Genomic DNA, 19,300 nt, shown 5'->3' on the forward strand with positions numbered 1-19,300 from the left:
GATCGTACTCACGAATAATATCCTTTCTTGGCTTCCCATTCTGATACAGCTGCACCATTTGATTTTTAAATTCTTCTGAAAACGTTCTTCGTTCTCTTTCTTGATTCCATCCTTATAGACAGTCGGTCAATGACTGTCATAGGATTTATATTCTTCATAAAAGCCTGGACGTTTTTGCGAATTTCAGCTGTGGTATGGTAGAAAACGTTATGGATGATGTCGGATTTCAACCATTTCCAAAGCCCCTCGACCACATTAAGTTCAGGGCTGTAAGGAGGCAGGAAAATCAAATTCAATCTACCTCCCAATTCTTTGAGGAAAGGTTCAAGTATTTTTGCATGATGAATTCGTGCGTTGTCCAGAATCATGACCATGTTTCCAGTCGGGTAGGATGCTGTCACTTTATTAAGGAAAGATAGGAACTCAAGCGCTGTATAGTGCTCTTCTTCCTGCCATACGATTTCTCCAGTAACGTAATCTATCGGAGCTAACAGTTTGACGCCATGATGTTTTCCGGTAGTCTTAATGATTCTTTGTTTTCCTTTGGCAAACCAGGTATACTGCAGGGCCTGGTATTCACGGATCATGCTTTCTTCAAACAAAATGTGATCAATTTCGCCCTTGTGGTATTTTTTTACCTCTGGGAAGGTCGTTTCGACAAATTCTTTTTGCTTGTCTTCATCGGCTGCGGACAGGGTATAGGTTGGTTTCGTGTAACTTAGGTAAGCCGTTCCATCATTTTCGACACGCCACGAATGGAATAGGACGTTCCAAACTCTCGCAGAATGTACAAACTAATGAGTTCTAGCGTCCAATTGAACTTGGCCGGGAACCCGCACCCATGGGGCTGGAAATCAATAATGGTCTACTTTACCTGAGCCTGCTGTTCCGTCGTCAATCGTGGTGGCTTTCCGGTTGAGAACTTCATGGTTAAGCCGTCCAATCCATGTTCTTGGTAGGAACGGATATAGGTTCCGATTGTTTTACTGGTCCGCTTGTGAATGGCGGAGATTTCCTGGACAGATTTCCCCATCAGATGTAGCCGGATTGTCTGATAACGTTCATACATGCGACGACTTTTTTCAGTTTTAAGTCTATTTTCAACCTCTTGTAATTCGTCAACATTGGATTTCATGACATCTCCCCGCCTATTCAGGATAAAGCTTTATTTCGACGAGTGATGTACAAAAATCCTTCCGAATTATAAAGAAAAACTTAAGTTCAATCTATATAGATCAAAATTATCTTCATTCCACTCGATAAACTCATAATCAGTTAGATGTTTTTTCCAAGATTCTATACATTTTTTTGCAAGTTTATTTTTTTCTCCTCTACCGAACCATGCATAATGTACTATTTTAGGAATATTTTCAACTGTCACTTCCAACACCCTCTTCCATGTTTTTAATATAACGACCATTTTAAACCATTTTTACAAATTTACTTTAGAATCATTGAGCTAATCATTTTTGATTAGTTTTATTATAAAAGCTAGGATTATTGAAAAATCTATTAATTAAACTTCCCAAAAAAAGTTATAAGGATAAATAGTATTCCACTCTGGTCGCATTATTAAAATAGTAGTAGCGTACGCACAGAACAATACAACAATTATTAAAACAATTACTATAACTAGATTTTTATCTCTTAATCGTTTTAAAGAGTTAGGCAAATAAACACAAGAAAATAATAAAAAATAATCACCTACTCTATTAAGCAGGTTGAAATTAAAAGATATAAAAGTTATAGAAACCCCAGCTACTAATAAAAGTAGCATAAGTTGACCATCATTAACTTCTGTTCTATTAACACTTTGCACATTGAAGTTTCCAATATCTATTTCCCTTTTTTGGGTGTGATAACCTGTGAAAATGCCAAATAATATAATACTTATTCCAACCAACATATTCAATACACTAGCCAATCTAATTTCTCCGTTCAGATATTCTGAACCTAAATAGTATTCATATGTTGGAAATATATTTAGCAAGACTTCAAAAATGATAGGAAATATAATATACAATATTAAACTTGTTATAATAGCGGTTAGCGCTGTTTTAAAATTAAATTTTAATTTCGTAATTGGCCATGCTAACAAGAATACTAGTGCCGTTCTATGAAACATGGATGCTAAAATAACAATAAGAATAAATTTAATTAGATTTCTTTTTCTAAGATAATCATAAGCAAATAAGATAACTATTATCGCAAGTTGTAGTCTAATAGTATTCATAGTTGCCCCATAGTATCCGAAGGTGAAAAATAAATAAGTGCTCAACCAATGGATTTGAGAATATTTATAAAAGAATCTAGCAAATCCAAATATAATAATGAAGCTTGTTACAATTATAATTATTTGAGGATGTGAGCCTATTAAACTAAGTAACTTATTCAAATATAAATAGCCTATTTCATATCTCCAAGCAAAAGATGTTATATCTCCTGATAGAGATATACTAGAAAACAACCTCAAATATTCACTCGTATCATTACCTACATTTTCCGATCTAAATGCAACAATAATAAAAAACAAGCCAAATGTTAAAATAATATACGTTATTTGTTTTATTCTATTCTGTTTTCCTGTACCTAAGAGAAGTCCAAGTAGCAATATATATAGTATTAAAAAAAAATGCAGCCACATCTCATTACCGCCTATCGTAATCAAAAGTTTATGGGAAAGATTATATTTAGAGTCAACATATATTATAAGTAGACTATATTAAATCCCGGTATAATTCTTCTAGTTTTTTGGACTCCTGAATAATATTAAACCCCGCCCTTACAACATCTATATAAGAATTCATTCGATTTTCATTACTACCGATGCTTAATACCTTCTCTGCCCAATATTCTGTCGATTGGTTCAACCCAATATACGTATAATTTATCAATCCAATCTCTTGAGTAATATCAGAAGACAATATAATAGGCAATCCTGAAGCCTGTGCTTCAACTCCTACTACAGGTAATCCTTCAAATAGAGAAGGCAAAATAAAACTATCCATTGCTTGAAAATAATCTTGAACATTACCCTTTCGTCCCAAAAACATTACCGAATCTTCTAAAGCAAATAGCTTTACCTTCTCTTTTGTATGTTCGAATAATGGTCCATCTCCAATTAGCATTAACAAACTATTAGGCTTTTTTTTCTTTATCTCAGCAAATATTTCTATTATAAATTTATGGTTCTTCTGCTCATTAAATCTGCCCACATGCCCTACAACAAACTTCCCATTAATTTTAAGATTGTTTCTCACTTTTTCTCTTACATCTTGATTATATTTATATCTGTCAATATTTACTGCGTTATTAATAACCTTCACTTTACCGAATTCAACATATTTTTCACCATATACAGTTTTTCCAGCTGCTTTTGAACAAGCCAAGTAAATATTTGCTTGTTTTTTTATAGGGAGACATAATATTTTGTTACGAATAGCACTAATTTTCTTATCTGAAAATTTTGTGGCGTGACTATGAGTAATCAAATGTTTAATACCATACCTTTTAGCAATCGGAAGAATTACAGAGTTTAAATAAACTTCATGTAAATGAACTGCTTTATACGTATTTGCATTCTCTTTAAAAAAATCTTTATATTTGATATAGCTTTTTATAGAGGGTCTTGGTAAATAGTAAATTTCTCCGCCTAGTTTTTTAATTTCTTCTATATGATTTTTTTCACTTTCAATGAAATACAAGAAATCAAATTGAACTTTGGTACGATCTATGTGGCGATAGTAATTCATCAGAACCCCCATTACACCACCGTCAATACCTAAACTAGATACTACATGTAAAATCCTTATTTTATCCATTCTATCTCAACTCCAAAAAACACAAAATTAATGCAAAACTTAAGTTACTAGGTGTTTTGAGAATACATATATATTCTAAATTTTTTTTCGTAATAGCGTATTAGAGAGAATTTTTAATAGCCATATAGGCGAAACAAACATGATTAATTGTCCTATTATGACAACAACTAAATCAGTAGTGCTAGAATAACCTTTTTTCCAAAAATCATAAATAACTGCTATATAGCTTTTACAGTTCCCCCAGTTCTTTCTTCTCTTAAAATTATCTTCGTTAGATCTAAAGAGTAAAAGGGCTTTGTCAATATTCATTGCCTTACAACCTTTATTCAGCATCCTTATAAATAAATCAATATCTTCTTTTCTATTAACATCACGGTAGCCTCCGCATCCTAAAACATGGGATTTCTTATACATAACAGTAGGATGGTTAAAAGGGCTTCTTCGTCTTGAAAACTTCAAAATATCTTCATGACTAGTTGGAACTGTTCTTGAAGTAATAATATTGTCAGGTTCATCATAAAACTCATCCGTAAATGTCCCGACAATGCTTAAATTATTGTTCTTAAGGAATTCTTCAATTTGTAATTCACAACGATTTTTTAACGAAATATCATCAGTATCCATTCTAGCTACTAGTTCATTTTTGCATTTTTTCAAACCTTCATTTAAAGCAAGTCCAAGTCCTAAATTCTTCTCTAAGGGAACTATGGTAAATAGACTAGACTCTACTGAAGCATAGTAATCTATTACCTGTTCAAGTTCCTCAGTCAACTTACCATCCTTTACTATTACAATTTCATCCGGCTTGATGGTCTGATTAAGCATACTATCAATACTCAACTTTAGAAATTCTGGTTTTTCTTTATAATAAACAGACATTAACACGCTATATTTCATATTAGTCATCTTAAAATTCCCTTTCAGATACATTTATCGATTCTTCTAGGTTCCGAATCTGATAATTTTCTTTATAATTACTCATGTTTTTGTCATATACTAAATTACCAAATACTTTGTTAACAATTTTTAGCTTCAATCCCAATACTTTCAAAATCGGATTGAACAACTTTGTGAGTAACACCTTCTTACCATGTACCTTAGCTATCACCTTTACTAGCTCACTAGTCTTAACATACTCCTTATTTTGCGGAAAGAACAATCCTCTCTCTTCATTATCAATGAGTAACCTAATAAATTCACAAAGATTATCAATATGAAGCATACTTCGCTGATTCTCTATGTTAGGAAAAACAGGCAGCTTTTGAACCGCTTTTGACAACTTAGGATAGTTCCCTTTAGAATCTTTACCATAAATCATCGGCGGCCTAATAATAACAACTTTAAATTTATCACTTTCTAAAGGTTTGATACCCTCTTCTGCCTGCAGTTTACTATTACCATAAAAGTTACTCGGTATAGGTACTGTTTTTTTATCTATAACTCTCATATTACTGGTGCTATCTCCATACACAATAATGCTGCTCATAAAAATAAACTGCTTAACGCCATCTGCTTTGGCTTTTTTAGCAGTCTCTATTGTAAGATCACGATTAACTTTATAATACATTTCTTCCATTTTAGAATCTGATGATACATGAGCTATTCCTGCCACATGAAAAATAACATCATATTCCGAGAAATCTTTTTCCCTCCAAGAATTGTCTCTTAAACTAATCGAATCTATTAAATACCTATCAGGATAATTTTTAAGCCACTTCTTAAGGCTCATTCCTACATAGCTGTTTTTTCCTGTTATTAATATTTTTTTCATTTAGAAATGCTCTCCTTACTACTAGCAATTTCCTTTTTTACTCCGGTTCCACCTTCAACAACCCCGTCACTTTTCACTACACTAACGATGGTCCCGAAGAAGCACTTTACATCCATCCAGAGGCTAATCTTCTCAACGTACTCCCCATCCAACTTCGCTTTCACTTCAATAGGAAGCTCGTCTCTACCATTAATCTGTGCCCAACCAGTTAATCCAGGTGGAACTTCATTAGCACCATACTTATCCCGTTCAGCAATCAGATCATACTGATTCCATAGTGCTGGTCTTGGCCCAATAATACTCATCTGCCCCACAAATATATTCCAAATCTGCGGAAGCTCATCAAGTGAGGTTTTTCTCAGGAATTTACCCATCTTTGTGATATACTGTTCTGGATTACCTAATAAATGAGTTGGTGTGTCCTTAGGCGTGTCTATTCTCATAGTGCGGAATTTCAAGATATTAAAGTGGGTCTTGTTAATACCAACACGCTTTTGCTTAAACAGAACCGGGCCTCTTGAATCAATTTTAATTGCAATAATTAGAATTAAAAAAATTGGTGATAAGAAAATAAGCCCTATTAAAGAAAGAATGATATCTATCAATCTTTTTATCTTCATATACATCCAGCTACACTCCTTAAAATTTGTCCTTTAGTAGATTAGGACTTAATTAGAATCTGTTATTCTTCAATTCCAACCAACTACTAAACCACTAAATCTTATCTATATCTGATAGCCACCTCGTAATATCTATTCAATCTACCAAGCAAAATACAAAATAGATATTCACTTTCGGGTTACCATAAACCGAGTTTCTTCCTATTATATATACCATTCAATCAATCTATAATTCTCACTAAAAATGCATCAAACACTTATCCTGCAAGGTTTCTAGCACTCAATCTAACTACGATACTCAGTTCCTACTCAACATTCAATCACAGTTAACTCTTCATCTGTGCTCAGAGGAAAGGGACCCATCCATCATCTTCTTCCTCTACATCATTGTCTCCTTTTTTATTATGGTTAGAATACAAATTACATTGCACATTCCCTTCTAAGTAGATAATGTCGCCATCATTTGGACATATCTCTTCTCCATATTCTCGTAAGTATTCAGCAAACAACACATTAGTATGCTCAACATCCGCTTCAGTTAATAAATATGTGTTATACATTTTTTCAAGTTGCTTCATGTTTCGATTGCACATTTCCGTCTTAACTTTTTGTATATATCCAAATAAAGATAGTACGGCTATTGAAGCCAAAATTGCCAATACTGTTATTTCTGCAAGACCTCTATCAGACTAAAACCAGCATTATTAAATTTTTTATTTCTATTTTTGCTTGCAGTACTCATATAACGTCCCTCCAAGCCTTACTATATTTTGCTGTCATGCATATTCACTTCATTCTATTCTTTCTCACTCTTCTTTTTCCCATAGATTTACCCAGCTATTTTGAATAGCTCAAATCTCTTCTGCTGATTCTGAATAAATTTTCAATCATTGTCTATCACATCTGCCAGATGAACTTTTCGCTATCTCCCAAGTTTGTTGTAAAAAAATAAAGCCAGGGTCCGATCCCCTTAGTAAAAATACAGTGTTAAAATACTTAAACACGGTATATTGTAGTTAGTGTACAGGATCCGACCCTTATAAAAATTACCTAATAAAATTATTTAACTAATTTTTCTTCATATATCTTTGAAAGATACATAAATAACTCTTCTCTTAATTCAGCTCGATCCATAGCATTTCAATGGTAGCCTTAATAAAACCAAGTTTGTCCCCAACAACATATCTCTTGCCTTCAAACTGATAAGCCACAACCATCTGTTTCTCGTTCAATTGTTTAATCACGTCTGTATATTGGATTTCTCCTCCAGCGCCAGAATGTTGGTTTTCAAGTATAGCGAAGATTTCTGGACGTAAAATATAACGGCCCATAATGGCATAGTTGGAAGGTGCTTCATTTATGAATATAAAACGTCACGAATTCCATATCAAAAGCTAACCGCTTCCCTCATAACCTCTTTCAATTCATCCTTCGTATTAGCAATCTTCACTAGCTGCTCTTTCAAAGTATCGTTATCCTTATCATGCAAGCTGGCAATAAACTCATGAAAGATCGGCCCTTCGACAACGGCGGCTTTTCCGATGTGTATTTTCGGAAACACCTGTTTAGGGTGGACTTCATTGCTGTTGAGTAATTCTTCAAACATTTTCTCTCCTGGACGGATTCCTGAGAAGTTGATGCCGATTTCTTCTATTGAATAGCCTGACAGTGTGATCAAGTTTCTCGCAAGGTCGACGATTTTGACTGGCTCTCCCATATCGAGTACGAAGATTTCCCCGCCTCTTGCTAACGCTCCCGATTGAATAACCAACCGTGATGCTTCCGGAATGGTCATGAAGTAGCGTGTCATATCCGGATGGGTGACTGTGACCGGTCCACCTGCTTGGATTTGTTTTTTAAACAAAGGGATAACGGATCCCCGGCTGCCTAGTACGTTTCCGAACCGAACCGCTACAAAGTTCGTTTGGCTTGTTTTATCAAGTTGCTGAATGATCATTTCAGCTACACGTTTGGTCGCACCCATAACATTCGTTGGGTTAACTGCTTTATCAGAAGAAATGAGCACAAAGTTTTTCACGCCAAATGTATCAGCCGCTTCAGCAACATTTTTCGTGCCAAAAATATTGTTTTTTACAGCTTCTTTTGGGTTGTACTCCATTAACGGGACATGTTTATGTGCGGCCGCATGGTAAACTACATCAGGTGTATGTTCCTCGAAAACATCAAACATCCTTAATTTATCTTGCACATCCCCTATCACAGGAATGATTTTAATTAAATCTCTGTATTGGTTCCTTAATTCCATGTCAATTTGATATATGCTATTTTCTCCATGACCAACTAATACGATTTTACTTGGCGAGAATCTGCATATTTGTCGACAAATTTCAGAACCGATTGAACCACCGGCTCCCGTTACGAGTACAGTCTTTTTAGTAATGAATTCAGAAATACTATCAATATCTAATTCAACCGGTTCCCGTCCTAGTAAATCCTCGACTTGGACATCCCTGAATTGATTGATTGATACTTTACCAATCATGATATCTTCAATCATAGGCATAATCTGAGTTTTTGCATTCGTCTTCGAGCATTCTTCAAAGATTCGCTTTAATTCCTTTTTGCTTAATGAAGGGATAGCTATCACAATATTTTCTATTTGCAGCTTCTCTACTATTTGAGCAATTTTTTTAGAATTCCCTACTACAGGAATACCAAAATAATGGAGCTTGTATTTTTTTGGATCATCATCAATATATGCAACAGGTTTTAGCTCAGAATCATGGTTATTTAACAAATGTCTGACGACCATATTTCCTGCCGCTCCAGCTCCAATAATTAATGTTTTCTTCTTTTCTCCCTTTGGTTTAATATATCGGTCAGCAAACATCCTCCACGTAAAACGGGATCCTCCAATTAACAATACATGCAGCATCCATGTTAACCCTAAAGCCCTGACGTACACATTTTGAAAAATCAGCATCTGGATAATAGCGGTCACGATAATGGAGAAGGTTACTGCTTTCATTATTGATAACAGCTCTCCGACACTGGCATATTCCCATGCCTTATTGTACAGCTTGTAAATAGAAGCAAAAATATGATGGCTAATCAACAGAGTAATAGAGCTGATTAGCAGTGTAGACATTTTAAAAATATCTAGATAAGGATGTAAAACTAAGTAACTTATATATATGGCCGATAAAACAATCAGAGAATCCAATATTATCAGTGTTATTAATCGTTTTCGGTACGCCAACCGAAATTCCCCCTTAGTGTTATCCAATACAATTGATTTCCATAGACATTGAATACAATCACAATTTATAAGGTTTTGGTTTTTATTTTTCTGTGATCTACACTTTGTTCTGAAGAAATGATTGTTTTCATATATTCAATGATTTCTTCCTTTAAATCCTCATGCTGTAATGCAAATTCTAATGTAGTTTTGACAAAACCAATTTTTTCACCAACATCATAACGCTTACCTTCGAAATCATAAGCGAATACCCGCTGTATTTGGTTTAATTTTTGAATGGCATCTGTAAGTTGAATTTCTCCGCCCGCGCCAGTTTCCTGGTGTTCAAGGAATCTAAAGATTTCAGGTGTCAGTATATAGCGACCCATTATTGCGAGGTTGGATGGTGCTGTGCCTTTCTCAGGCTTCTCCACAAAATGATTTACCTGATAGCGACGTCCTTCTTGTGCTGCGGGATCGATGATGCCATAACGATGGGTTTCTTCATTAGGTACAGTTTGTACACCAATAACGGATGCAAGTGTTTCTCCATATTGATTAATCAACTGTTTTAAACAGGGGGTATCACTTTGGACAATATCATCACCTAATAAAACTGCAAACGGCTCATCACCAATGAAGTGACGAGCACACCAGATAGCATGACCCAAGCCCTTCGGTTCTTTTTGCCGGATATAATGGATATCAGCAAGATTTGTAGAGTAACGAACCTGATCCAATATATCTAACTTTCCTTTTTCTAATAGGTTTTGTTCCAACTCCAGTGCGATATCAAAATGGTCTTCGATTGCACGTTTTCCTTTACCTGTCACAATGATGATATCTTCAATACCTGAAGCAACTGCTTCTTCAACGATGAATTGGATAGTTGGCTTATCTACAATCGGCAGCATTTCCTTTGGCATCGCTTTGGTTGCAGGTAAAAACCTTGTCCCCAATCCTGCTGCGGGAATGATCGCTTTCCGTACCTTTTTCAAAATCCTTTCCCCCTTCGTGCATTTCTCTATTTAAATTAATGATTTTACTAAAACAATTTGGATTAAAGCCGATACCTATAATGAGGAATTCTATCCATCTAGGTAATTTATAAAATCTGCATAAATAAATGCCTAATGATAGGACATGTGTCATGACATGTCCTATCATTAGACATTTAACTTAGTTAACTAAATAATTAAAAAGTGGGCATTTAACCCATCCTCACACCATACCATCGACGACGGGCGTCTAAGGGTGCCGGTCCGGGCATCCCACAGCATGATCGAGTGCCTCCTTGGATAACGGTAAGGAAGCCTCGCCGGTCAAGTTCTCGTCCTGACAAATCTAAAATCTATCGATTAAAATTAAATAATCCTAATATCTTTTTCTTCTTTACCTTTTCGGGTATTTCTTTGTATGGGGTTTTTCCTGCGACTAGAAGCTCGGCATTTTCAGTGAATAGGTAGACCATATCCACGCCGTAATTCTTTTCGATTTCATCTAATGCTTCCGTTAATTTGAAGCCTCGATTGGAAACGTTATGGGCATCCGATGCGATGAAATGCGCCAGGTTGGCTTCGATTAATTGCAGGCTGAACTTCTTTACCGATTTGCCGAAATATCCGGCGACACTTGAAGCCGTCAGCTGGGTTAAGGCTCCCTTTTTGACGAATTCGTATAGCATGTCCGGGTTCTGCATGAGTTCTGCGTTTCTTTCCGGATGGACAATGATCGGGGTCAATCCGTTCATCTGAATGTCATAAAGAAGCTGTTCGGTATAGCGTGGTACATGTCCGGATGGAAGTTCAATGAATAGGTGCTTTCCGGAGTCGTTCAATGTTATGATCTCGCCTTTGTTATAATCCTCCAGCAGTTCACCGTAAATTCTCGGTTCCTGGCCGGGCAGAATTTGCAGCGGAATAGCTGCCATGTTCAGGATGGTGTTGAGCTCTTCTACTTTTTGCAAGATGACGCGTTTTGTATTTTCATAGTTTCCGTTTTTGTGGTGGGGGGTTGCGATGATTGATGTGATTCCTTCTTGGACCGCAAGCTTTGCCATTTCCATACTTTCCCTCAGTGTTTGGGCTCCGTCGTCAATATCAGGCAAGATATGGCAATGTATGTCAATCATCACAAGACCTCCAGTTAATTTCCAATTATCTTTCTACTAAATCTAACATAATTTCCCTAACGCCGGAACAAGTTTTCATCGACACAACTTCGACATTAATTTACATTGTGGTAGTAGTAATATTGGTCCTCTTTTACTTTTTTATTGTTTAAAATCGCCCCCAAAATGGTCCCATTGACCGATAACAAAGACTCTTTCGCCTTTGCTGCCTGCTCGATTTCCGTCTTTCCGCTTGAGACGACGAAGATCGTACCATCACAGCGGGTCGCGAGAACCTGGGCATCTGTTACAGCTAAAACCGGTGGAGAATCGAACAGAACGATGTCGAATTCTTGTAGAATATTTTCTATTAAATCATCCATTGCCTTCGAGCCTAACAGCTCAGCCGGATTCGGAGGAACCGGACCGCTCACAAGAACATATAAATTTTCTTCGTCCGTCGGGACCATTGTGTCTTTTAGACTGGCTTGTTTCGCTAGTACATTGGTTAAGCCAAATGTGTTTGTTAAATTGAAGGTGAAGTGGACAGTAGGCTTGCGTAAGTCCGCATCCACTAAAAGCACCTTTTTCCCCTGCTGGGCGAAAACGACCGCCAAGTTCGTAACAGTAGTTGATTTACCTTCAGCCGGTGCTGTAGAGGTTACAAGGATGGAGCGTATGTCTTTATCAACTGAAGAAAACTGGATGTTCGTCCGGATCGTCCGGTATTGCTCGGAGATTGGTGATTTTGGATTCAGTTTTGTGATTAGCTTTCTTTTGTTATCAGAGCCTTTCTTTCTAGAAGCCACTTGCTTCACCTCTTCTTCCCCGTTTTTCGTTCTTGTCTTGTTCATCGATCTTTGTTATGACCCCTAGCACCGGCAATTCCAATAGCTTCTCAATATCCTGTTCCGTTTTAACCGTGTTATCCAAGTATTCCAGTAAAAAGGCCAAGCCGACACCGGCCATTAACCCGACGACTAACGCAATCGCAATGTTAAGCAGCGGGTTTGGTTTTATCGGGGATTGATCGTCTGCCGTTGTCGCTTTTGTTATAATCTTCACATTATCTACATTCATAATCTTCACGATTTCTTCCTGAAAAACGCTTGCAGTTTTGTTCGCTATATCCGCCGCCTGCACGCGATCCGGATCCTGTACCGATAGATTGATAACTTGTGAATCCTGTTCGCTTTGGACCGTTATCTTTTCATTTAACTGATTGGCTGTCATATCGAGATTCAGCTCTTCCCTGACCAAATCCAAGATCGCCGGGCTTTTTATGATGACGTTATATGTATTGATCAGCTGCAAATTCGTTTGGACCTCATTGTAGTTGTACAACGCTTTCTCATCTTTTGACTGGTTGACCAGAATCTGTGTTGACGCCTGATAGATAGGTGTTAAGAAAAAGTAACTGATGATACCGCTGGCAATGGTAGCCAGGAGAGTAATGATCATAATCAGCTTTAATCTTTTTTTAAGCGTTCCGAATAATTCTTTTAAACTTATCGTTTCTTCCATTGTGTCCTCCCACTTTCTTACTGTAAAACAAGAGTTATTATATCAGAAGGTTTCTGTCAGTTTTTGTCATTCTGTGTTTCACTTCGTAATTTTTTTATAAAGTTGTCGGATTTTATAATCAAGTCAAAATATGACTTATTATTTATTACATGTTTTGGCACACCACTTTCGGGATAAAATAATCAGGTTTGGGTTCCACTTGGAAAAAGGGATTGAAGTGTCCGTTATAGCGACTCGTATAACTGCTTAGTGAATCCATATATTACAAAAGGAGCATTTTTTATTTTGACTACGTAAATAATTAGCCACCCGAAATATTTTCCTGTAGAATATACATGGATATTTAAATTGTAGGAGGACCTGTATGAGTGAACCGTTTGCAAAGGAAGGTCCAAATACCTCAGATAAGATTTGGACGAGAGATTTTGTACTGATTGTTTTAGCTAACTTTTTTATTTTCCTCGGCTTTCAAATGACGCTGCCGACGATTCCTTTGTTTGTCGAACAGCTCGGGGGAAGCGATCAGATGATCGGCGTTGTCGTCGGTATCTTTATGTTCTCCGCCTTACTGATCAGACCGTATGCCGGACATGCGCTGGAAACGAAGGGCAGGGCTTTTGTTTATTTAATTGGTCTTGGCATTTTTGTCATTTCTGTAGGAGTTTTCGGGTTTGCGACTAGCATTATTCTCTTATTCATTGTGCGGATTATCCAGGGGATCGGCTGGGGATTTTCTACCACTGCTTCTGGGACGATTGCTACCGATTTAATCCCTGCACATAGAAGGGGCGAAGGCATGGGTTACTACGGTTTATCCGGAAACCTGGCGCTTGCATTCGGCCCGTCGCTTGGCCTTGCGCTGAGCGGGGTTTTAAGTTTTACGGAATTATTCTTAATATGCGGCGGGCTTGGCTTGGCTGCTTTACTTCTATCTTCCACCGTTCGTTATAAGAAAGTAGAAAAAGCCGCCAAGGAAACAGTAACCGTCAAGTGGGATTTCTATGAAAAGAGCGCCTTGCAGCCATCCATTCTATTATTTTTTATCACGGTGACGTTTGGAGGCATCGCTACTTTTCTTCCGTTATACGCGACGCAAAAGGATATTTACGGGATTCAGTGGTATTTCCTTCTTTACGCTCTTGCCTTGATGCTGACAAGGACATTTGCCGGGAAGCTCTATGATACAAAAGGGCATCGCGCTGTCTTCATTCCGGGAGCACTCTTGATCCTGGTTGCGATGGTACTCTTAGCCTGGCTGCCAAACAGCGGCATCTTGTATATAGCCGCGATTCTTTACGGACTAGGGTTCGGTTCGATCCAACCGGCGCTGCAAGCATGGTCCATTGAGCAGGCGCCCAGACACCGAAGAGGCATGGCCAATGCGACATTCTTTTCTTTCTTTGATCTTGGCGTAGGGATTGGCGCCATCGCATTTGGGCAGATTGGCCATTGGTTCGGATACAGCAGCATTTATATGACCGCTGCGGTTTCGGTGTTTATCGCGATGATTTATTATTTGATCTTGCTGAGGAAGAATCCGGTGAAGCCAGCTTAAACTGTATAATCTGAAAGAGCGCATTCATCGTTTGATGCGCTCTTTTTTTGAGCATGAAAAGAAGCCAACATAAAAATGCTGGCTTCCCTTCTTTTATTTAGTCTTCGTCTTTCTCATCGTCGTCGTCTTCATCTTCTAGCTCATCTTCAATTTCAATTTCTTTCCCATCTGCATATTCAACTTCCAGTTCAACACTGAATTTGCCTTCGAACTTAAGGATGTCCAGAATGGCCGTAACCACTTCTTGTTGTGTTTTGCTGTTAGGTTCCTGCAACTCTTTTACCAGGGCAGTAACTTTTGCATTTGTCACTGTTCCGGTTGTATCTTTTATTTTAAGGGTTGTTTTCTTCTTTTTGACCTTGTAATCGACTGTTACCTTTTTGTCGTCGGCTGTTTCAATTTCGATTTCTAAATCGACGACTTTATTGGAGTATTGGACACCATCTTTGCCTTTTTCTTTGCCGTCTTTAATTTTGTCTTTGTCGGTATCAGGATTTGTAGGGTTCAGGCCAAGCTCGATTTCAGCCAGGTTGCTGACTCCATCTTTATCCTTATCTTCTTGTCCGTCTAATTTTTTGTTTTTGTTTGTATCCGCTGATTTTGGGTTTAAGTTTAGCTTGTATTCGATCAAGTTGGTTAAACCATCTTTGTCGTTATCCTGGGCAGCTATATTCTTCCCCTTAAGTTTATACTTCTTTTCCCATTTGTCATCGATTCCGTTTTTATTCTTGTCGACGACTTTCTTAGCCTTGGCGTCTGCTGTAGTCAGGCCTGCTGAAAATAGCAAGGACAGACTGAGCACACCAATGAAGAGTTTCTTCATATTTCTCATGTTCTTTTCCCCTTTTATATATATTTCGGTAATTGATTCAACCATAGTGGCCCGTAACCGAGTTCCCATGGTTTTATCTATTCGCTGTCTATACTTAAGAAGAAGTTTACCTACCGATTACTGTATTTATCGGTCGTATGCGACATAAACAAATAGGCGTAAAGAACCGTTTTATTTCCAAAGAAAGTCAGTTGGACATTATTTTCTGATTTTGTCAATACATTTTACAAATTAACACAGAGTGCCAGACCACCAGATCATATCAACGAAATACGAGATTTATCACCGAACTCTGAAATTTTCACCTAACCCGAGACTGCTATTTTGATTAAATGTTTAAAGGAGATTAGAACAATTGAGAAGATGCGTGAATCATACTGCTAAAACGAAAAAAACGGCATCCTCCACCCTAGGAGAATGCCGCTTTTCTTTAATGTCCACCCAAATAAGCCATTTTCACCTGTTCACTGGATGTCAGTTCTTCCGCGTCTCCGGAAAGCACAATGCGGCCGGTTTCGACTACATATGCCCGGTTGGCAATTGATAGTGCCAGGTTGGCGTTCTGCTCAACCAGAAGGATTGTAGTACCTGTTTTGTTGATTTCTTCAATGATGCGGAAGATTGTTTTAACCAGTAAAGGAGCTAATCCCATTGATGGTTCATCCAACAGCAGAAGCTTGGGCTTTGCCATTAAGGCCCGGCCCATCGCCAGCATTTGCTGCTCTCCGCCTGAAAGGGTTCCCGCTTGTTGCTTTAGACGTTCGAGCAATCTCGGGAACAGTTCATAGACTTTATCCAGATCCTGCTTGATCCCGGCTTTATCCTTCCTTAGGTACGCACCTAATTGAAGGTTTTCTTCAACCGTCATGTTCGCAAAAACGCGACGGCCTTCGGGAACATGGGAGATCCCCTGCTTCACGATTGTTTGTGCCGCCTTGCCGCCAATCGGTTTTCCTTCATACAGAATCTGGCCTTGCTTTGGCTTGATCAGGCCGGAGATCGTTTTTAAAAGCGTGCTTTTTCCGGCACCGTTTGCGCCGATCAACGTCACTATTTCCCCTTGATTAATTTCCAGGGAAACATCTCTGATCGCCTGGATATTGCCGTAAAATACATTGATTCCTTCTACCTTTAACATTATGAAACCTCCTCGCCGAGATACGCTTCGATGACTTTTGGATTGTTTCGGACTTCTTCCGGCGTACCCTGCGCGATTAGCTGTCCATGGTCCAGTACGTAGATCCGTTCGCATACGCCCATTACAAGCGGCATATCATGCTCGATAAGCAGGACAGTCAGGTCGAATTTCTCTCTAATGAATCCGATAAGCTTCATCAATTCCTGTGTTTCCTGAGGATTCATTCCAGCAGCCGGCTCGTCCAAAAGCAGAAGCTTCGGATTTGCGGCAAGTGCCCGCGCGATCTCTAAGCGGCGCTGCTGACCGTATGGAAGGTTTTTTGCCTTTTCATCCTGAAATCGGTCGAGGCCAAAGATTTTCAGGAAATCTACGGCTTTTTCATGCATTTCTTTTTCCCCGGAAAAGTGAGTCGGAATGCGTAAAATTGAGCTTGCGATCGAATGCTTCGCCAGGGAATGATACGCTACTTTTACATTATCGATGACCGACAGTTCACTGAATAAACGGATATTCTGGAAGGTACGGCTAATTCCTTTTCTTGTTATCTTAAAAGGGGGCTTCTTGTTCAGCTTTTCTCCGTTTAAGGAAATGCTGCCTTCGGTTGGTACGTAAACGCCTGTAAGCAAATTGAAGAAGGTTGTTTTACCGGCCCCATTCGGCCCGATAAGTCCTACAAGTTCCCCGGGAAACAATTCTACGTTGACGCCTTGTACGGCTTTTAAGCCTCCAAATTGAATGCCGGCGTTGTCTACCTTAAGCAACGGTGTGTTGGTTGCCATCCTTAGGACCTCCTTCAATGTCTTTCTTTTTCTTGAAGAATGATGTGATTTCCTTCGTACCCATTAAGCCTTGCGGACGATAAATCATCATCACGATTAAGATAATGCTGTAAATGACCATCCTTGTTTCCGGATATTCCTGCAGGAAGGTCGATACGATTGTCAGGAGTATCGCTGCAATGACGGCTCCAGACATGCTGCCAAGACCGCCCAACACAACAAAAATCAGGATATCAAATGACTTTAAAAACCCGAAATTCGATGGCTGGATAATGTAGAAATTATGGGCAAACAATGAACCGGCGATCCCTGCAAAGAAAGAGCCGATCGCAAAGGCAACAACCTTATAATAAGTCGTGTTGATTCCCATTGCGTCTGAAGCTGTTTCATCTTCACGGATAGAAATACATGCCCGTCCATGCGTGGAATTTGTAAAGTTTCTAATAACCAGTATCGTGATTAACGCACAGCCGAACACCCAAGGCCAAGTAGTCAAATGAGTTACCATCATGCCGCTTGCTCCGCCGACATAGTCAATGTTTAAAAATACAATCCGGACGATTTCTCCAAAGCCCAGTGTTGCAATCGCTAGATAGTCACCTTTAAGCCGCAAGCTTGGAATCCCGATGATAAGACCGGCAATCGCCGCGACAATGCCCCCGATTAAGAGCGCAACCGGAAACGGCAATTCCAATTTCATGGTGGCAATGGCGGATGCATAGGCACCTACAGCCAAGAACCCGGCATGCCCAATGGAGAACTGACCGGTAATTCCAATAATTAAATGAAGGCTGACCGCCAAAATGATATTGATTCCCATAAACAAAATCGTGTTTATGAGGAAATCGTTCACCAATTGAAGGTTGATCGTAAGTTGTACAGCGAAAAATACGATGACTGAAAATAAAATTGAGAGCCAAAAACCTTTTGTGCTTTTTAGAATAGTCATTGCTTGTCTCCCCTACACTTTTTCTCTTCTATTTTTTCCGAACAAACCTGACGGAAGGAAGATAAGGATTAAGATAAGTACAACAAATGCTACTGCATCGCGCCATAGAGAGTATCCTGCAGCGCTGACAAGCGATTCAACCACTCCGAGAAGCAGTCCTCCGACCATTGCTCCGGGAATGATGCCGATTCCGCCAAGAACAGCAGCAACAAAAGCTTTTAATCCAGGGATAATTCCCATCAATGGCTCTATTTTGCTGTAATATACACCGAAGATAACACCCGCAGCACCGGCAAGAGCTGAACCGATTGCAAAGGTAGCAGAAATGGTATTGTTGACGTTGATGCCCATCAGCTTGGCCGCTTCGGCATCAAACGAAACCGCGCGCATTGCTTTACCGATTTTGGTTTTATGTACAACGAATTGCAGGATAATCATGAGAACAACAGAAGTACAAAGAATGAAGATCGATTGGCTGTTTACCGATACCCCCAAAATGGATATTTTTTCGGAAGGCAGTACACCCGACGGATACGCTTCAGGCTGTGCGCCGCGGAAATAGATAAAGCCGTACTCGATTAGTAGAGAAACCCCGATTGCTGTAATCAATGCCGCAATCCTAGTCGCGTTACGCAATGGCTTGTAAGCTATTCTTTCGATGATGACACCGAATAGAGCTGTGAACGCCATCGTTAGCAGCAAGGCCGGGAAGAAAGTCAATTCTAGGATCGTTATAGAATAAAAGCCCACGAACGCCCCTACCATAAATACATCACCATGCGCAAAGTTAATCAGCTTAACAATGCCGTATACCATGGTGTAACCTAGAGCGATCAGGGCATATATGCTGCCGAGAGATATTCCGTTAATAAGCTGTTGTATCAGTTCCATATTGGTCTCTCCTTGGTTTTTTAAGAAGTATAAACAAATAGGGGGACAGGCCCCTGTTTTTCAGGTAAACCTGTCCTGCCTTGTAATTCAGAGCTATATATAATAGCCCGA

General features: G+C 38.8%; 18 protein-coding genes and 2 pseudogenes. 1 reads left to right on the forward strand and 19 read right to left on the reverse strand.

Annotated features, from left to right (window positions below):
- Nucleotides 1-65: 65 nt before the first annotated feature.
- From D0463_RS20130 to D0463_RS12655, 14 genes and pseudogenes are all read right to left on the reverse strand, one after another.
- Nucleotides 66-1,135: pseudogene (locus D0463_RS20130) on the reverse strand (IS630 family transposase).
- Between the two features lie 66 nt (nt 1,136-1,201).
- Nucleotides 1,202-1,381 carry a glycosyltransferase family 32 protein gene (locus D0463_RS12595; RefSeq protein ID WP_216824902.1) on the reverse strand — a complete coding sequence of 60 codons (180 nt, stop codon included), beginning with the start codon at nt 1,379-1,381 and terminating at the stop codon, nt 1,202-1,204.
- A gap of 135 nt (nt 1,382-1,516) precedes the next feature.
- Nucleotides 1,517-2,644, reverse strand: a complete 1,128-nt coding sequence (locus tag D0463_RS12600) for an EpsG family protein (RefSeq protein WP_117307747.1) — start codon at nt 2,642-2,644, stop codon at nt 1,517-1,519.
- Nucleotides 2,645-2,717: 73 nt separating this feature from the next.
- Nucleotides 2,718-3,821 carry a glycosyltransferase family 1 protein gene (locus D0463_RS12605; RefSeq protein ID WP_117307748.1) on the reverse strand — a complete coding sequence of 368 codons (1,104 nt, stop codon included), beginning with the start codon at nt 3,819-3,821 and terminating at the stop codon, nt 2,718-2,720.
- A gap of 75 nt (nt 3,822-3,896) precedes the next feature.
- Complete coding sequence (locus tag D0463_RS12610; RefSeq protein WP_117307809.1) at nt 3,897-4,727, reverse strand: glycosyltransferase; 831 nt, start codon at nt 4,725-4,727, stop codon at nt 3,897-3,899.
- Between the two features lies 1 nt (nt 4,728).
- Complete coding sequence (locus tag D0463_RS12615) at nt 4,729-5,592, reverse strand: NAD-dependent epimerase/dehydratase family protein (protein WP_117307749.1); 864 nt, start codon at nt 5,590-5,592, stop codon at nt 4,729-4,731.
- Nucleotides 5,589-6,218, reverse strand: a complete 630-nt coding sequence (locus D0463_RS12620; RefSeq protein ID WP_117307750.1) for a sugar transferase — start codon at nt 6,216-6,218, stop codon at nt 5,589-5,591. Before D0463_RS12620 ends, D0463_RS12615 begins: the two co-directional genes overlap by 4 nt.
- A 338-nt stretch (nt 6,219-6,556) precedes the next feature.
- Complete coding sequence (locus tag D0463_RS12625; RefSeq protein ID WP_133299573.1) at nt 6,557-6,790, reverse strand: hypothetical protein; 234 nt, start codon at nt 6,788-6,790, stop codon at nt 6,557-6,559.
- A 481-nt stretch (nt 6,791-7,271) separates the two neighbouring features.
- Nucleotides 7,272-7,564: pseudogene (locus D0463_RS12630) on the reverse strand (UTP--glucose-1-phosphate uridylyltransferase); the annotation flags it as partial.
- A 35-nt stretch (nt 7,565-7,599) separates the two neighbouring features.
- Entirely contained in the window at nt 7,600-9,432 is a 1,833-nt protein-coding gene (locus D0463_RS12635) for a polysaccharide biosynthesis protein (RefSeq protein WP_117307752.1), read from the reverse strand.
- Between the two features lie 65 nt (nt 9,433-9,497).
- Nucleotides 9,498-10,409 (reverse strand): UTP--glucose-1-phosphate uridylyltransferase GalU, encoded by a 912-nt coding sequence (gene galU, locus D0463_RS12640; RefSeq protein WP_117307753.1) that lies wholly within the window; start codon nt 10,407-10,409, stop codon nt 9,498-9,500.
- A 353-nt stretch (nt 10,410-10,762) separates the two neighbouring features.
- Nucleotides 10,763-11,542 carry a tyrosine-protein phosphatase gene (locus tag D0463_RS12645; RefSeq protein ID WP_117307754.1) on the reverse strand — a complete coding sequence of 260 codons (780 nt, stop codon included), beginning with the start codon at nt 11,540-11,542 and terminating at the stop codon, nt 10,763-10,765.
- Nucleotides 11,543-11,637: 95 nt separating this feature from the next.
- Entirely contained in the window at nt 11,638-12,375 is a 738-nt protein-coding gene (locus D0463_RS12650; protein ID WP_117307755.1) for a CpsD/CapB family tyrosine-protein kinase, read from the reverse strand.
- Nucleotides 12,320-13,045 carry a YveK family protein gene (locus D0463_RS12655; RefSeq protein ID WP_117307756.1) on the reverse strand — a complete coding sequence of 242 codons (726 nt, stop codon included), beginning with the start codon at nt 13,043-13,045 and terminating at the stop codon, nt 12,320-12,322. The genes D0463_RS12650 and D0463_RS12655 overlap by 56 nt, the downstream gene beginning before the upstream one ends.
- A 364-nt stretch (nt 13,046-13,409) precedes the next feature.
- Between D0463_RS12655 and D0463_RS12660 the strand changes: the two genes are divergently transcribed.
- Entirely contained in the window at nt 13,410-14,600 is a 1,191-nt protein-coding gene (locus D0463_RS12660) for an MFS transporter (protein ID WP_117307757.1), read from the forward strand.
- A gap of 97 nt (nt 14,601-14,697) precedes the next feature.
- Here the strand turns inward: D0463_RS12660 and D0463_RS12665 are convergent, their stop codons facing one another.
- The 5 genes from D0463_RS12665 to D0463_RS12685 all read right to left on the reverse strand — a co-directional run bounded on the left by D0463_RS12665 (nt 14,698) and on the right by D0463_RS12685 (nt 19,189).
- Complete coding sequence (locus tag D0463_RS12665; RefSeq protein ID WP_117307758.1) at nt 14,698-15,432, reverse strand: hypothetical protein; 735 nt, start codon at nt 15,430-15,432, stop codon at nt 14,698-14,700.
- 430 nt (nt 15,433-15,862) lie between these two features.
- On the reverse strand, nt 15,863-16,570 hold the full coding sequence (locus D0463_RS12670; protein WP_117307759.1) for an ABC transporter ATP-binding protein: 708 nt from the start codon (nt 16,568-16,570) through the stop codon (nt 15,863-15,865).
- Complete coding sequence (locus D0463_RS12675) at nt 16,570-17,349, reverse strand: ABC transporter ATP-binding protein (RefSeq protein ID WP_117307760.1); 780 nt, start codon at nt 17,347-17,349, stop codon at nt 16,570-16,572. Before D0463_RS12675 ends, D0463_RS12670 begins: the two co-directional genes overlap by 1 nt.
- A complete protein-coding gene (locus D0463_RS12680; RefSeq protein ID WP_117307761.1) occupies nt 17,324-18,298 on the reverse strand; it encodes a branched-chain amino acid ABC transporter permease in 975 nt (324 codons plus the stop codon). Before D0463_RS12680 ends, D0463_RS12675 begins: the two co-directional genes overlap by 26 nt.
- 12 nt (nt 18,299-18,310) lie before the next feature.
- The gene (locus tag D0463_RS12685; protein WP_117307762.1) at nt 18,311-19,189 is read right to left on the reverse strand and encodes a branched-chain amino acid ABC transporter permease; all 879 of its coding nucleotides are present in this window, start codon (nt 19,187-19,189) and stop codon (nt 18,311-18,313) included.
- Nucleotides 19,190-19,300: the final 111 nt, after the last annotated feature.

Origin of the sequence: Bacillus sp. V59.32b (assembly GCF_003429085.1) — a bacterium.
Taxonomy (GTDB): Bacteria; Bacillota; Bacilli; order Bacillales; family DSM-1321; genus Peribacillus.